Source organism: Isoptericola luteus (genome assembly GCF_020297055.1).
GTDB classification, from domain to species: domain Bacteria; phylum Actinomycetota; class Actinomycetes; order Actinomycetales; family Cellulomonadaceae; genus Isoptericola; species Isoptericola luteus.
The window spans coordinates 328085-341549 of record NZ_JAIXCQ010000004.1; the positions used below are offsets into that span (position 1 = coordinate 328085).

Here is a 13465-nt window from a genome sequence, read left to right on the forward strand (position 1 = left end):
CGGCACCCACCGGTCTCACTCGGCGGCCCGGGTGGCCGACCGCGCGACCTGCCGCGCGGCCGGGTACCGGATCCGCTCGACCATCTCCTGGACGTGCTCCGAGGGTGGACGGGTCGCCTTCGACACCACGATCGTCACGATCAGGTTGACGAGCGCGCCGATCGCGCCGACACCCTCCGGGCTGACCCCGGCGATGTGCTCGTGCGCCTGGGTGCCGAACACCTCGAGCGTGTAGATCATGTACGTCCCGGTGAGCGCGAGGCCCGCGATCATGCCCGACACCGCGCCGATCGCGTTGGCCCGCTTCCAGAAGATGCCGAGCAGCAGCATCGGGAAGAACGTCGACGCGGCCAGACCGAAGGCGAAGGCCACCACCTGGGCCACGAACGCCGGCGGGTTGATGCCGAAGTAGATGGAGACCAGCACGGCGAGCCCCATCGCGATGCGGCTGACCAGCAGGCGCCGGCGCTCCGAGGCGTGGTGGTCGACGTACCGGAAGTACAGGTCGTGCGACGCCGACGACGAGATCACCAGGAGCAGGCCCGCCGCCGTCGACATCGCGGCGGCCAGGCCGCCGGCGGCGACCAGGCCCACGATCGGTGCGGGCAGGCCCGCGATCTCCGGGCTGGCGAGCACCAGGATGTCGTTGTTGAGGAACATGTCGGCCTGGCCGGCGGCGAAGTCGTCGGCGCTGTTGGTGATGGTGCCGATCGTCTCGGTGCCCTCGGCCACGGAGACGAGCCCCGTCGCCTGCCAGTTCGCCACCCAGCTCGGTAGCGCGCTGGTGGACACGCCCTGCACCCCCTGGAGCATGTTCAGCTTGGTGAACGCGCCCACGGCCGGAGCCGTCGTGTAGAGCAGGCCGATGAAGATCAGCGCCCACAGCGCCGAGTACCGGGCGCCCCGGACCGTCTTGGTCGTGTAGAACCGGATGATCACGTGCGGCAGGCCCGCGGTGCCGATCATGAGCGACATGGTCACGAGGAACACGTCGATCTGCGGCCTGGCCGTGAACGCCTCCGTGAAGACGGCCATGCCGAACTCCTGGCCTATCGCGTCCAGCTCCGCCAGGATCTGCCCGAAGGAGACCTGCGGCACCGCGATGCCGGTCATCGTCTGGGCGACGGCCCAGGCCGGGATGAGGTAGGCCACGATGAGCACCGTGTACTGCGCCACCTGGGTCCAGGTGATGCCCTTCATCCCGCCGAACACCGCGTACGCGAAGATCACCACGGCCGCGATCGCGACGCCGCCGGCCTGCGGCACCTGCAGGAACCGGGAGAAGACGATCCCGCCGCCCGCCATCTGCCCCACCACGTAGGTGAAGGACACGATGATGGCCACCAGCGCCGCCACCGAGCGCACGGTCTCGGAGTACCGGTCGCCCACGAACTCGGGGACGGTGAACTTGCCCCACTTGCGCAGGTACGGCGCCAGGAGCAGGGCGAGCAGCACGTAGCCGCCCGTCCAGCCCATGAGGTACACGGAGCCGTCCGACCCGAGGAAGGCGATGAGCCCCGCCATCGAGATGAACGACGCCGCCGACATCCAGTCGGCGGCGACCGCGGCGCCGTTCGCGACGGCCGGGATGTTCTGCTCGGCGACGAAGAAGCCCTTGGTCTCGCGGACCCGGCTGCGCCACGCGATGTAGATGTAGACGGCGAAGGACAGGGCGACGAAGACGAGCGCCCAGGTCTGGATGTCGCTCATGACCGGCTCCCGTCATCGTTGCGCTCGCTGACGCCGTACTCGTCGTCCAGCCGGTCCATGCGCAGCGCGTAGACGGCGATCAGCACGATGAACACGTAGATCGAGCCCTGCTGCGCGAACCAGAAGCCCAGCGGGAAGCCCGCGATCACGACCTGGTTGAGCTGCTCGACGAAGAGGATGCCGCAACCGAAGGAGACCACGAACCAGATGGCCAGCAGGACCACCATGAGCCGCAGGTTCTTCGACCAGTACTCCTTGCGCCACCCGTTGCCCTCGCCGCCCGGCGGCGGCGCCCCAGGCACCTGTTCCTGCTCGCTCTGCGCCATGCCGGACGCTCCCTTCGTCGCGATCCGCCCCGGGCGCCGTTGCCCGGGACGCGTCCAGTCCCACGTACTGCCACGTACCGCGAGCCAACTGCAGCCGCGCGCGCCGGCACAAGGGGACAACCCCGGGCGGCGGGACTGACGTCGCGAACGGTCGTCGGGCGTCCCCGGACGGGCCGCCACCGCCCTCGGGACCGCTCGCGGGCCCTGACCGACCGTTCGCGAGCCCAGCCGGACCGTTCGCGACGCGGGCGGTCGCACTGCGCGCCCGCGCCCCTACGATCGGGCCCATGGCCTCGACGACGAGCGCACCGGCGACCCGCAAGCGCGTCCTGCACCCCGGCAGCCCCGGGATGCTCGTGGGCGGGCTGCTCATCGTCGTGGGGTCGCTGCTGCCCTGGATCTTCGTGGCCGGGCTCACCATGTCCGGGAGCCTGCCGCTCAAGCTCTGGCTGCTGAGCTCCGGGTGCCTCGCCGTGGCGGGAGCGCTCGTCCCCCGGCGGTGGTTCGCGATCGTGCACTGCGCGCTGGCGGGGCTGACCGCGGGCGTCCTGGTCGCCTGGCAGCTCGCTCTGCTGATCCGCATCAGCGCGACGACCGACGCCTGGGGAGCCGCGCTGCCGAGCATCGGGCTCGTCATGGTCGGCGGCGGCGCCGTCGTGACCCTGGCCACCGCCGTCCGGCTGGTGCGCGCGCCCGGGCAGCCGCACCCCTGAGGCCCTGGCGCCGGGGCGCACGCCCTCCGTACTGTGCACCCATGGACGACGACGTCGACGCCCAGGACACCCCCGCGGAGGTGGACGCGACCTTCCGCACGCTGCGGCGGGTGGGCGTCGGGTACTTCGTCGTGTTCCTCGTCGCCGTCATCGGGTTCCCCGCCCTGTCGCTCACCCTCGACTGGTGGTCCGAGAGCCGTGTCCTGGGGGGCATGAGCCCCGGCTTCCTGCTCGCGGCCCTCGGCCTGTACGTCTTCTTCGCCGTGCTGGGGGTCGCCGCGGCGCGGCTGTCCACGGCCGTCGAGGCCCGGATGCTGGGGGGCACCGCCGACGAGCCGGACGACGCGCACGACGACGCGACCGGCCACCTCCCGGGCCGCGGGCCCGGTACCTCGCCGGACCATGGTCCGAGCCACGCGCCGAGCAGTGCCCCGGGCCGCGCGCCGAGCGTCGCCCCGAGCCACGGGCCGGGCGCACGGCCCGGCCGTCGGGCGCACCTGTGAGCAGCCCGGAGCTCGTCGTCCTCGGGGCGGTCCTCGCCCTCGTGGCGGCCGTGGCCGTGCTGGCGCGGCCCCGCGGCGCGTCGACGGTGGAGTTCTACCTCGCCGGCCGGGGCGTCGGCACGGCGACCAACGCGTGGGCCATCTGCGGCGACTACCTGTCGGCCGCGTCGTTCCTCGGCGTGGCGGCCGCGGTCTACGTCTCGGGGGTCGACGGCGCCTGGTACGCGGTGGGCTTCGCCGCGGGGTTCGTGCCCGTGCTGCTGTTCGTCGCCGCCCCGCTGCGCCGGTTCGGGGAGTTCTCCATCCCCGACTTCCTGGGCCGGCGCCTCGGCTCGGAGCGGGTGCGGCTCGTCGCGGTCGGCGTCGTCCAGCTCGTCATCCTGTGCTACCTCGTCCCGCAGGCGGTCGGCAGCGGGATCACGTGGGAGCTGCTCGTCGGGTCGGGCGTCGCCGGGCTCGACCCCTACACCTCCGGGGTGCTGATCTCGACCGCCGTCGTCGCCCTCCTGGTCGCGTTCGGTGGCATGCGCGGCACCACCTGGACGCAGGCCGTCCAGTTCCTGCTCATCCTCGGCGCCCTGGTGTGGCTCGCTGCGACGGTCGTCGCCGAGGGGTTCCAGTACGGCAGCGCCGTGCAGGGGCTGTCCGCCGAGCCGCTCGCGAACCCGTCGGCCGGGCCGGACGGGACCTCGCTCGTCACCGGCCAGAACCAGGTGCGCCCCACCGAGCCCGCGTCGTTCGGCGAGCCCGGCACGCGGTACGGCGGCCTGGGCCAGTTCGCGCTGGTGGTGACCCTCGCCCTGGGCACCGCCGGCCTGCCCCACGTCATGAACCGGTACTTCACGAGCCCGACGGGCACGGCGGCCCGCACCACCACCGCCTGGGTGCTGTGCCTCGCCGGGGCCTTCTACGCGCTGGCGGTGATGCTCGGCACGGCCGCCCGCCAGCTCCTGCCCGGCGCGGTCGACGACCATCCGTGGCTCGCCGAGCTCACCGTGGACGGGATCCTCGTGGTGCCCGAGCACGCCCTGCCGGTGCTGGGACGCCTGTACGGCGGCGAGGCGGGCCTGGGCGTCATCGCCGCGGGCGCCCTCGTCGCGGTGATGTCCACCGTGGCGGGCCTGCTCCTGGCGTCGGCGGCGTCGTTCGGCCACGACGTCTACGAGCGGCACATCAACCCGCGCGCCACCCAGCGGCAGGCGGTGCTGGCCGGGAGGCTCACGACGCTGGTCGTGGCGTGCCTCGCGGCGGTGCTCGCCCTGGCCCTGCAGCCCGCGTCGTTCTCCGCGGCGATGCCGTCCGTGGTGGCGACGATGGTCACCTGGGCCTTCGCCGTGGCCGGCTCCGCGCTGACCCCCGTCTTCGTCCTCACCATCTGGTGGCGCGGCACGACGGCGACCGGCGCCGTCGCGGGGATGACCACCGGCGTCGTCGTGGCCACGGCCGTGTTCGTCGCCGGGGCGCTCGCCGACGGCGGGCTGCTGCGCGAGGTCATGGTCACGCCCACGCTGCTCGCCGCGCCCGCGGCGGCCGCCGTCGCCGTCGGGGTGTCGCGGCGCACCCGGCCGCCCCGCGACGTCGAGGCCTCGTGGGTACGGATGCACGGTACGGCCGCCGACCGGCGCGCCGAACGTCTCGCCCGGCTCACCCTCGACGACGCGCGCGGCCCGCAGGGCCGGGGGGTGCACCGTGCGCGCCGGTAGCGGGACCCTGGCGGTGGTCCTCGCGGGGGCCTGGGGCGTCGTCTACCTGGCCACGCAGGTGCTCGTCCACCCGCCGCTCGGTGCGGCGGCGACGGTGGCCGCCGGCGTGGGGCTGAGCACCGCCGTCGTGCTCGGCTACCCCTCGGCGCTGCGCGGGCCGCGCGCCACCCGCCGCGCGGCGCCGGCGCGGCCGGCTCAGGACCGCGCGCCCGAGAACCGGCCGCTGAGCATGGCGGGCCGCTCCATGCCGCTGCGCAGCGGACTCACCCCCGACGCCGCGCGCCGCACGGCGCAGCTCCTGCGGCCGGCGCTCGGCGGTGACGCCATCGCCATCACCGACACCCGGCAGGTGCTCGCGTTCGTCGGCCCCGGCGCCGACCACCACCACGTCGGTGCCCCGGTGCAGACCCGGGCCTCGCGCCGGGCGATCGACAAGGGACGGACCGTCGTCGTGTCGGGCCGCAAGGACGTCGGCTGCCCGGACCCCGCCTGCCCGCTGCGCACCGCCGTCATCGCGCCGCTGGCGATCGGCGACCGCGTGGTCGGTGCGCTCAAGGTGTTCCGCACCCGCGACCAGCCGGCGTCCCGGGTGCTGGTCGAGGACATGGCCCGCATGCTCTCCCTGCACCTCGAGCTCGCCGAGATGGACCGCGAGCGCCACCTCGCCGCCGACGCGCGGCTCGACGCCCTGCGGGCGCAGATCAACCCGCACTTCCTGTTCAACACGCTCAACACGATCGCCTCCAAGTCGCGCACCGACCCCGACGAGGCGCGCCAGCTCCTGCTGCGGCTGTCCGACTTCTTCCGCTACGCCGTGCGTCAGGAGGGGCACTACGCAGAGTTCGCGCAGGAGTACTTCTTCGTGCGCACCTACCTCTCGCTCGAGCAGGCGAGGTACGGCGACCGGCTGCGGGTGCGCTACGACATCGACCCGCAGGTCCTCACGACGCGCGTCCCCGTGCTGGTCATCCAGCCGCTGGTCGAGAACGCCGTCAAGCACGGCATCGCGGACAAGGTCGCCGGCGGGACGATCCGCCTGCGCGCGCGGGTCGACCCGCTGACGCGCACCACCTGGATCCGGGTGAGCGACGACGGCGCGGGGATGGCCCCGGCGACGATCGCGCGTCTCACGGGCGCCGGGCGCCGCGGCGCCGGGGCGGCACACGGCTCCGACGCCCCCGAGGACGGTCCCGCCGACCGGCACACGGGCGTGGGCCTGCGCAACATCTCCCAGCGGCTCGAGTCCCTGTACGGCGAGCGGTACACGCTGGACGTGCGGTCCACGGCGTCGAGCGGCACCGTGGTCGAGCTCCGGATCCCCCTGCGATGACGACACGAGCGGAAGTGACACCGAGGTGACCGCGACGACCCCGACCCGGCCCCGCGCACTGATCGTGGACGACGAGGCCCCCGCCCGGGCCGAGCTGCGCTACCTGCTCACCGAGCTGGGACAGGTGCAGGTCGTGGGCGAGGCGACCAACGGCGAGGAGGCGCTGCTGCTGCTCGGGTCGCTCGACTACGACCTGGTGCTGCTCGACGTGCGCATGCCGGGCGGCTCGGGGCTCGAGGTCGCCGCCGCGCTGCGGACCCTTCCCCGCCGACCGCAGGTCATCTTCACCACCGCCTACCCCGACCACGCGGTGGACGCGTTCGACCTGGCCGCGGCCGACTACCTCGTCAAGCCGTTCGACGCCGACCGGCTGCGGCGCGCCACCGCGCGCGCGCTCGCCCACCTCGACGCGCCCGAGACGGCGCGCCCCACCGCCCAGCACGCGACCGCCCCTGTCAGGGGCGACCGGGACGTCGAGCCGCTGGCGCGCATCCCCGTGCCCAAGGACGGCCGCACCGTGCTCGTCGACGGCGCCTCGATCGTGTACGCGAGCGCCGCCCGCGGCTACTCCTACCTCAAGCTCGCCGACGAGCGGCTGCTCGTGAGCTACTCGCTCAACGAGCTCGAGCGCCGGCTGCGGGGGCACTTCTTCCGGACGCACCGTTCCTACCTGGTCAACCTCGACCACGTGCGCGAGCTCGTGCCGGACTTCCAGGGCTCCCTCGTGGTGGTGATGGCGGACCGGCAGCGCAGCCGCGTCGAGGTCTCGCGGCGGCACGCCCGTGAGCTGCGGCGGCGGCTCGGCATCTGAGCGCCGGCGCCCGGCGGCGGGACGTCCGACGGGCCCGCGGGCGTCTCCGCAGGCGCCGGGCGGGCGGACGCCGGCGGCTAGGGTGGGCGTCATGACTTCCCCCGCTTCCCCCGACGCCGTCGTGCGCGCCGACGGCCGCGCTCCCGACCAGCTCCGCGACGTGCGCATCACTCGCGGCTGGCTCGACCACGCCGAGGGCTCCGTCCTCGTCGAGTTCGGCCGGACCCGCGTGCTGTGCGCCGCGTCGTTCACCGAGGGCGTGCCGCGCTGGAAGAAGGGGTCGGGCGAGGGCTGGGTCACCGCGGAGTACGCGATGCTCCCGCGCGCCACGAACGACCGCAGCTCGCGCGAGTCCGTCAAGGGCAAGATCGGCGGGCGCACGCACGAGATCTCGCGGCTGATCGGCCGGTCGCTGCGCGCCGTGGTCGACGTCTCCGCGCTGGGCGAGAACACCATCGTGCTGGACTGCGACGTGCTGCAGGCCGACGGCGGCACCCGCACGGCCGCGATCACCGGCGCCTACGTGGCCCTCGCCGACGCCGTCGCGTGGGGCGCGCGGCACGGGCACGTCACCGGCGGCAAGCAGGTGCTCACCGACTCCGTCGCCGCGGTCAGCGTCGGCATCATCGACGGCACGCCCATGCTCGACCTGCCGTACGTCGAGGACGTCCGGGCCGAGACGGACATGAACGTCGTGACCACCGGCGCGGGGGCCTTCGTCGAGGTGCAGGGCACGGCCGAGCACGCCCCGTTCGACCGCGCGGAGCTCGACGCCCTGCTCGACCTCGCGGTCGGCGGGACCGCGGAGCTGACCCGGCTCCAGCTCGAGGCACTCGCGCGCGACCTCGACCGATGACCGGGCCGGCCGACGTCGTCGCGGTACCCCCGGGGGCCCGGCTGGTCCTGGCCACCCACAACCGCGGCAAGCTCGCCGAGCTGCGCGCCATCCTGCGTGCTCAGCCCGGCCTGGACGTGCTGCCCGACGACGCGGTCGTCTCCGCCGCGGACCTGGACGCGCCTGAGCCGGTCGAGGACGGCGTCTCGTTCGTCGAGAACGCGCTCATCAAGGCGCGCGCGCTGTCCGCGGCGACGGGCCTGCCCGCCGTCGCCGACGACTCCGGTCTGTCGGTCGACGTGCTGGGCGGGGCGCCGGGCATCTTCTCCGCCCGCTGGGCGGGCCGGCACGGCGACGACGCGGCGAACCTCGCCCTGCTCCTCGCCCAGCTCGGGCAGGTGCGCGCCGAGCACCGCGGGGCGGCGTTCGTGTGCGCGGCGGTCCTGGTGACCCCGGACGGGCGCGAGGAGGTGTGCCTGGGCGAGATGCCCGGCACGCTGACGACGGCCCCCCGCGGGGAGAACGGCTTCGGGTACGACCCGATCCTGGTGCCGGCCGAGCAGCCGGCCGCCGCCGACGGCGCCCCGGGCGAGCGGACCGGCGCGGAGCTGTCGTCGGAGGAGAAGAACGCGATCAGCCACCGCGGCAAGGCGTTCCGGGCTCTGGCCCCCGCCCTCGCGAGCGCCCTGTCCGCCCGCCCCTGACATCCCCGTGGTGTTGTGAGCGACTGGAGGCGGGGCGGTAAGTGCGCGTCAGGCGGTGCGGCGCCGGGCGGCGAGGGTCGCCAGCGCGCGCCAGCCGAGCAGGGTCACGCCGAGGAACGCCGCCGTGACGAGCGCGAACGGCACCGCGAACCCGCCGCCGAAGACCGGGCGCAGCAGCAGGCCGAGGGCCACGGTCGCGAACCACACCGCCACGCCGGTCGGCCACACCTGCGCCGGCGCGCGCCACGCACGGGTGGCGAGCCAGCCCACCGCGAGCCCCACGAGGAACGGCACGCCCACCAGGGCGACGTGGCCCGGCGAGGCCGCCGAGCCGTGGTTGGCCGTCCCCACCAGGGTGAAGGCGAGCACGCAGACGAGGTCGCAGACGACGGCAGGCCACACGGGGAGGGTTCGCACGGGGGCGAGGCTACCGCTCACAGCTCGTGCACCCCGCCGGCGACCGCCACGTCGAGCGGGCCGTCGTACTCCGAGCGCGCCTCGGCGAGCGCCACCTGCGGGTCGCTCCACGGCTGGAGGTGCGTGAGCAGCATCCGCCCGACGCCGGCACGCGCCCCGATCCGGCCCGCGCGGCGGCCCGTGAGGTGGATGCCGCGCTCGACGGCGTCGTCGCGGCCCTCCTCGAAGGCGGCCTCGGCGAGCAGCAGGTCCGCCCCGCGGGACGACTCGACGAGCGTCTCGCAGTGGTCGGTGTCACCGGTGTAGACGAGCGTCGCCCGCTCCCCCGCGCGCAGGGACGACGGCCCGGTCACCCGGATCCCGTACGCCTCGACCGGGTGGAAGACGCGGAACGGCTCGAGCTCGAGGGGCCCGAGGCGCACCGGCACGCCCGGCTGCCAGACCCGCACGTCGTACTCGCCCGCCATGGACTCCCCCAGCTCGAGCCCGTACATCTCGCCGACCCGCGTGGCCGTGGTCGAGGGCCCGTAGACCGGCAGGTGCTTGTCGACGCCGGTGCGCACCGCGCCGTGCTCGGGGTGGTAGCGCAGGTACACGTACAGCCCCGACAGGTCCGCGCAGTGGTCCGGGTGGAGGTGGGAGAGCCCCACGGCGTCGAGCGCGAGCGGGTCGACGTGCCGCTGCAGCGCGCCCAGCCCCCCGTTGCCGAGGTCCAGGACGACGTTCCAGTCGCGCACGTCGTCCCCCGTGCAGCCGGCCGCGGCGGCGAGCGCGGCGGGCACCTGGACGAGGTAGGTGGAGGCGGGCGAGGCGGGCCCGGGAAAGGAGCCGGCGACGCCGACGGTCACGAGTCTCATGCGGCCTCCACGAGCGACACCTCGGGGCCGAGGAACCTCCGTGCGAGCTGCTCGAACGGCTCCGGGCTGCCAGTGGCCAGGAAGCGGTGCTCCGGCGCGGGGGCGTCGGGCGACCGCTCGAGCCCGTGCGAGACGAGGGTGCGGAAGACGTCCTTGGCCGTCTCCTCCGCGGAGGAGACGAGGGTGACGCCGTCGCCCATGACGTACGACACGACGCCCGTCAGCAGCGGGTAGTGGGTGCAGCCGAGCACCAGGGTGTCGACGCCCGCCGCCTTGACCGGGTCCAGGTAGCGGTGCGCGACCTCGAGCACCTCGGGTCCCGACGTCACCCCCCGCTCCACCAGCGGCACGAACTCCGGGCACGCCTGCGTGGTGATCTCCAGGCCCGGCGTGACGTGGAACGCGTCGTCGTACGCCTCGGAGTCGATCGTCGCCTTCGTGCCGATGACGCCGATCCGGCCGCTCTTGGAGGCCACGACCGCGCGGCGCGCCGCGGGCTTGATCACCTCGATCACGGGGATGCCCCGGCGCACCGTGTACCGCTCGCGCGCGTCAGGCAGCGCGACCGCCGTCGCGGAGTTGCAGGCGATGACGAGCATCTTCACCCCGTCGTCGACGAGGCGGTCCATGACGTCGAGCGCCATCGCGCGCACGGCGGCGAGCGGCTTGGGCCCGTACGGGCTGTTCGCCGTGTCGCCGATGTACAGCAGCTGCTCGTGCGGGAGCTGGTCGAGGATGGAGCGCGCGACGGTCAGGCCGCCCACACCGCTGTCGAAGATCCCGATGGGCGCGTCGTTCACGGCTGGAAGCCTAGTCGCGACGAGCCGTCAGCAACCGGCGAAGTGAGCGGGGACACGGCGTGGCGCCCGCCACAGCGCAGGTCAGCGGCCTGCGCGCAGGTCCGCGAGCAGCTCGTCCATCAGCGACTCCTGCGCGAACCCGGCGGCCACGAACACCCCGCCCCAGTAGCGCCGCTCGTCGGGAGCCAGGACGAAACCGCCGTCGCCGAGCTCCCCCGGGCCGGCGTCTACGCCGTCGTCCGGGCCGCCGTCGTCCGGGTGGTCGTCGTCCGGGTGGTCGTCGTCCGGGCCGTCGTCGTCCGGGTCGACGAGGCCGGCGACCACCTCGTCGTGCAGCGCCGTCACGTCGTCGTCGTCCTCCAGCGCGAGCCGTTCGGCGAGCACCAGCCGCACGTCGGTGAGCGCTCCGGCGAAGTCCTCCGCGTCCTGACGCTCGACGAGCACCTCGTCGGTGCCGGTGCCGCCCTGCGGGTCGAGCGCCTGGGCGAACGCCTCCAGCCGGGCGGCCTTGCGGGCCGCGAGGTCGGTCTGGGTGAGGTGGCGGAACTCGGCGGCGACGTCGGGGTCGTCACGGTGCGCGTCCGGGAGCAGGCGCTGCACGGCCGGGTCGTGGGGCACGCGCGCGACCCCCGTGAAGGCGACGCCGTCCGACAGCTCCAGGTCGGGGCCGATGCCCGACTCCGCCCGCAGGAGCTCGGACACGTCGCGGGCCACCCGGGCCAGCACCTCGCGCTCGACGGCGTCCCACCGGGCGACGTAGCCGGCGGGCGCGGCGCGGAACGGCGTCATGCCGCACCCCCGTCCGGGTCGCCCGACGAGCGCATCGTGGCCCACAGCCCGTAGGAGTGCATCGCCTGCACGTCGACCTCCATGCGTTCGCGCGGTCCCGTGGAGACGACCGCCCGGCCGTCGTGGTGCACCTGCAGCATGAGCCGCTCCGCCTTCGCCTGGGGGTAGCCGAAGTAGCTCTCGAACACGTAGCTGACGTACGACATGAGGTTGACCGGGTCGTTCCACACGATCGTCACCCAGGGGTCGGCGACGCGGGCGTCCGCCTCCTCCTGGGTCAGCTCCTGGGTCTGTTGCTGGGTCACCGTTGCCGTCATCGTCTGCACCCCACCCGTCCAGCCTAGGTGCACGCGCCCTCACCAGCCCTCACCAGCCCTCACCAGCCCTCACCCTGGACCACGACGTCCGTACGGTGGGCCTCGTGGTGCCCTGACGGTCCCGAACCCCTACCGTGTCCCCATGATCGACGCGCACCGGGACGGCGTGGCCCCGAAGCCGGCGGGCCGCCTCGTGGTGCCCGACTCGCTTCCGGCGGCCCCGCTCCCGTTCCTGCGGCCCTCCGTGGCCCTCCTCACGGACCGCTACGAGCTCACCATGCTGCAGGCCGCGCTCGCGGACGGCACGGCGCACCGGCACTGCGTCTTCGAGGTCTTCACCCGGCAGCTGCCCGCCGGGCGCCGGTACGGGGTCCTCGCGGGCACGGGGCGGGTGCTCGAGGCCCTGGGGCAGTTCCGGTTCGGTGACGAGGAGCTCGCGTTCCTGGAGCGGGCCGGCGTGGTCGACGACCGCACCCTCGACTTCCTGCGGGGGTACCGCTTCACGGGCTCGATCACCGGCTACGCGGAGGGAGAGGTGTTCTTCCCCGGCTCCCCGCTGCTTCAGGTCGAGGGCACGTTCGCCGAGGCCGTGCTGCTCGAGACGCTGGTGCTGTCGATCCTCAACTACGACTCCGCCGTCGCGTCAGCGGCCTCCCGGATGACCAGCGCGGCCGTCGGCCGGCCCGTCCTGGAGATGGGGTCGCGGCGCGCCCACGAGCAGGCGGCCGTCGCCGCTGCCCGTGCCGCGGTGGTCGCCGGGTTCACCGGCTCCTCGAACCTCGAGGCGGGGCTGCGCTACGGCGTGGAGACGATCGGCACCGCCGCGCACGCGTTCACCCTGCTGCACGACGACGAGCGTTCGGCGTTCGAGTCGCAGGTCGCGTCGCAGGGTCCGGGCACCACGCTGCTGGTCGACACCTACGACGTGCGACAGGGCGTCCAGAACGCCGTCGCCGCGGCCGGCGGTGCGCCGGGGGCCGTCCGGCTCGACTCCGGCGACCTCGGGGTCCTCGCCGTGGAGGTGCGCCGCCAGCTCGACGAGCTCGGCGCCACCGGCACGAAGATCGTGGTCACCTCCGACCTGGACGAGCACGCCATCGCCGGGCTCGCCGCCGCGCCGGTCGACGTCTACGGCGTCGGCACGTCCGTCGTCACCGGGTCCGGCGCCCCCACCTGCGGCATGGTCTACAAGCTCGTGGCCCGCGCCGACGCGTCCGGGGTGCTCCAGCCGGTGGAGAAGACGTCCGCGCACAAGCGCAGCCAGGGCGGGCGCAAGGCCGCCGCCCGCCGGTACGACGCGGACGGCCGTGCCGTCGAGGAGGTGCTGGTCACCGGTCCCGACGACCTGGTGTCCACCTGGTCCCCCGAGGACGGTGCGGGGCGGTCCGACGCCGACCACACGACCGACACCTCGCCCGACGCGCCCCGTGACGAGCTGCGCTCGCTGCTGGTGCCCCTCGTGGTCGAGGGCGCCGTCGACTCGCGCTGGGTCGGCGCGTACGGCGTGGCCAACGCGGCCCGTCACCACCTGGCCGCGCGGTCCGAGCTGCCGCGCGGTGCGCGGCGGCTGTCCGCCGGCGACCCGGCGCTGCCGACCGTCGAGCTCACGCTGTCCTGACGCCCGGCACGACGTCCCGCCGGCGCCCGCCA

The 13465-nt window shown here is 74.4% G+C and carries 15 protein-coding genes; 8 read left to right on the forward strand and 7 right to left on the reverse strand.

Translation table 11 applies throughout. From position 1 onward, the window contains the following. Positions 1–15 precede the first annotated feature (15 nt). The gene (locus tag LEP48_RS08395; RefSeq protein WP_225565123.1) at positions 16–1710 is read right to left on the reverse strand and encodes a sodium:solute symporter family protein; all 1695 of its coding nucleotides are present in this window, start codon (positions 1708–1710) and stop codon (positions 16–18) included. Beyond that, a complete protein-coding gene (locus tag LEP48_RS08400) occupies positions 1707–2036 on the reverse strand; it encodes a DUF4212 domain-containing protein (RefSeq protein WP_225565124.1) in 330 nt (109 codons plus the stop codon). Before LEP48_RS08400 ends, LEP48_RS08395 begins: the two co-directional genes overlap by 4 nt. A 287-nt stretch (positions 2037–2323) precedes the next feature. Here LEP48_RS08400 and LEP48_RS08405 point away from each other — a divergent pair, with 287 nt between their 5' ends. The 7 genes from LEP48_RS08405 to rdgB all read left to right on the forward strand — a co-directional run bounded on the left by LEP48_RS08405 (position 2324) and on the right by rdgB (position 8635). After that, complete coding sequence (locus tag LEP48_RS08405; RefSeq protein ID WP_225565125.1) at positions 2324–2749, forward strand: hypothetical protein; 426 nt, start codon at positions 2324–2326, stop codon at positions 2747–2749. Between the two features lie 41 nt (positions 2750–2790). Beyond that, positions 2791–3252, forward strand: coding sequence for a hypothetical protein (locus LEP48_RS08410; protein ID WP_225565126.1), 462 nt, complete (start codon positions 2791–2793; stop codon positions 3250–3252). Then, positions 3249–4955 carry a sodium/solute symporter gene (locus LEP48_RS08415; RefSeq protein ID WP_225565127.1) on the forward strand — a complete coding sequence of 569 codons (1707 nt, stop codon included), beginning with the start codon at positions 3249–3251 and terminating at the stop codon, positions 4953–4955. The genes LEP48_RS08410 and LEP48_RS08415 overlap by 4 nt, the downstream gene beginning before the upstream one ends. Then, entirely contained in the window at positions 4942–6285 is a 1344-nt protein-coding gene (locus LEP48_RS08420; RefSeq protein ID WP_225565128.1) for a histidine kinase, read from the forward strand. Before LEP48_RS08415 ends, LEP48_RS08420 begins: the two co-directional genes overlap by 14 nt. Before the next feature lie 25 nt (positions 6286–6310). Next, positions 6311–7096, forward strand: a complete 786-nt coding sequence (locus tag LEP48_RS08425) for a LytR/AlgR family response regulator transcription factor (RefSeq protein ID WP_225565129.1) — start codon at positions 6311–6313, stop codon at positions 7094–7096. 91 nt (positions 7097–7187) lie between these two features. Further along, positions 7188–7952: a ribonuclease PH gene (rph, locus tag LEP48_RS08430; protein WP_255640924.1), complete on the forward strand. Its 765-nt coding sequence runs from the start codon at positions 7188–7190 to the stop codon at positions 7950–7952. Beyond that, positions 7949–8635, forward strand: a complete 687-nt coding sequence (gene rdgB / locus LEP48_RS08435; protein ID WP_225565130.1) for an RdgB/HAM1 family non-canonical purine NTP pyrophosphatase — start codon at positions 7949–7951, stop codon at positions 8633–8635. Before rph ends, rdgB begins: the two co-directional genes overlap by 4 nt. Positions 8636–8683: 48 nt before the next feature. Here rdgB and LEP48_RS08440 read toward each other — a convergent pair whose 3' ends face one another. From LEP48_RS08440 to clpS, 5 genes are all read right to left on the reverse strand, one after another. Next, on the reverse strand, positions 8684–9052 hold the full coding sequence (locus LEP48_RS08440; RefSeq protein WP_225565131.1) for a DUF3054 domain-containing protein: 369 nt from the start codon (positions 9050–9052) through the stop codon (positions 8684–8686). Between the two features lie 17 nt (positions 9053–9069). Next, entirely contained in the window at positions 9070–9909 is an 840-nt protein-coding gene (locus LEP48_RS08445) for an MBL fold metallo-hydrolase (RefSeq protein ID WP_225565132.1), read from the reverse strand. Continuing rightward, complete coding sequence (murI, locus tag LEP48_RS08450; protein WP_225565133.1) at positions 9906–10709, reverse strand: glutamate racemase; 804 nt, start codon at positions 10707–10709, stop codon at positions 9906–9908. Before murI ends, LEP48_RS08445 begins: the two co-directional genes overlap by 4 nt. A gap of 81 nt (positions 10710–10790) precedes the next feature. Beyond that, the gene (locus tag LEP48_RS08455; protein ID WP_225565134.1) at positions 10791–11498 is read right to left on the reverse strand and encodes a DUF2017 family protein; all 708 of its coding nucleotides are present in this window, start codon (positions 11496–11498) and stop codon (positions 10791–10793) included. After that, entirely contained in the window at positions 11495–11815 is a 321-nt protein-coding gene (gene clpS, locus LEP48_RS08460) for an ATP-dependent Clp protease adapter ClpS (RefSeq protein WP_225565135.1), read from the reverse strand. The genes LEP48_RS08455 and clpS overlap by 4 nt, the downstream gene beginning before the upstream one ends. A 142-nt stretch (positions 11816–11957) precedes the next feature. Here clpS and LEP48_RS08465 point away from each other — a divergent pair, with 142 nt between their 5' ends. Further along, entirely contained in the window at positions 11958–13433 is a 1476-nt protein-coding gene (locus tag LEP48_RS08465) for a nicotinate phosphoribosyltransferase (RefSeq protein WP_225565136.1), read from the forward strand. Positions 13434–13465: the final 32 nt, after the last annotated feature.